This is a genomic window from Peribacillus sp. P4_C12, from assembly GCF_056402095.1.
The window spans coordinates 1-1,699 of sequence record NZ_JBFUIB010000675.1 but is presented as its reverse complement, the minus strand read 5'-3'; the positions used below and the strand labels follow the sequence as shown (position 1 = coordinate 1,699).

Here is a 1,699-nt window from a genome sequence, read left to right as displayed (position 1 = left end):
AATGTTTGTTACATAACATATTATACTTTTTTGAAAAAATTAATGTCTTTACATAGTTAGTCTTTAATGGAAGGATTAAAGAACCCACTATTAGAGTCTCATTGCAATCAATGACTAACGAAATACAAAAAAATTTGTTACTTGGGAATTATTAGTCTTGCAAGAGAGAATGAATTTATGTATTATAACTATACAAGCTGCGTTGTTCGTAATGATAATTAAGTTTTAACCTTTAAGCTGTAATAGGGAGTTTTACATCGAAACAGGAATGTTATGCCTCGTCACTGACTTGGACAACAGGATTKTTTCTGCAAACACCCACTTTGAGGAGTGGTGGTTTAAAACTTTCTTACGTGAATACGGCAATGGCGGCTCTATCTTTAAAATTAGTAACCAGTTCCGATAAGGGACTGGTTTTTTCTGTTTTTTTATCCTGTTGAGCTATTGAATAACATATCTATAATAAATAGTTGTTGTATTATAGTGTGAAAAAAATTTTTAATACAGGTAACTTGGAAACGATTTCAAACGAAATCATCTTAATTCTCCATTACACTCATGAATTCTTTATTTTTCAAGATGGCTTATGCTTTGGTGTTTTGATGTTTATGACTAATTTGTGAAAATTTTTATTGAAATATCAGATAATTGCCTATTATAATAACAATTAGATAACTCGGTTCACTATTTGTATAAAGTTAGTGAAGAGTTATCCTTTTTAATTAGAAATTCCGTAAGCGCTATCATGTGGATTTTTGGTAGTCACCTAGAGAGGGGAAATTTTTATGGCTAGTATTAACACGACAGAGGTAATTAGTAACAGTAAATTTAACCGCTTTCATTTCGGTTTGTTGGCATGGTGTTTCATTATCATCCTTTTTGATGGGTACGACCTTGTCGTTTATGGAACGGTTGTCCCAGTGTTAACAGAGGAATGGAATCTAACTTCAGTGGAAGCGGGAGCAATGGGTAGCTATGGTCTATTCGGTATGATGTTCGGTGCCATCTTTTTTGGGACATTAGCGGATCGGATTGGAAGAAAAAACGTCATTGCCATTTCATTGATTTTATTTAGTTTATTTACATTGCTATGTGGATTTGCGAGTACACCTACCATATTTTCTACTTTTCGATTTTTAGCGGGGTTAGGACTGGGAGGCATCATGCCGAACGTCATCGCTTTATTGACGGATTACGCACCGAAAACAATGAGAAGCATGGTCGTTTCGATTGTATTATGCGGCTATTCATTCGGGGGGATGCTTGCACCGATACTAGGTATCCTACTTATGCCTTCATTAGGCTGGGAGTCCATATTCTGGTTTGCCGGCATACCTTTACTATTTCTACCAATCATGATGAAACATTTACCAGAAACCTCCACACATCTCATTAGAATTAATAGAAAAGAGGAATTAATCAGAGTATTATCCAAAGTCAGTCCTGATAGCAATTTCACCATACATGACGAAATTGTAGAAGTGAAAAAATCAGATGAGAAACTGCCGATTGTCGGATTGTTTAAAAATTCCCGCGCTTTAAGTACTTTGATGTTCTGGGTTGCCTTTTTCATGTGTCTAYTGATGGTATATGGGTTGAATACATGGCTACCAAAGCTAATGATTGAAGCGGGGTATGCTTTGAATTCAAGTCTAGGTTTCTTAATCGTTCTTCAAGGTGGAGCTATCGTAGGTACTCT

The 1,699-nt window shown here is 35.5% G+C and carries 1 protein-coding gene and 1 other RNA gene; both read left to right on the top strand.

Features of this window, described 5'->3' with window-relative positions; translation table 11 throughout:
• Positions 1–191 precede the first annotated feature (191 nt).
• Positions 192–379: non-coding RNA, 6S RNA (ssrS, locus tag AC1DUW_RS27870), on the top strand.
• Positions 380–785: 406 nt separating this feature from the next.
• Positions 786–1,699 (top strand): MFS transporter (locus tag AC1DUW_RS27865; protein WP_477644060.1); only part of this gene is annotated, 914 nt, incomplete at its 3' end.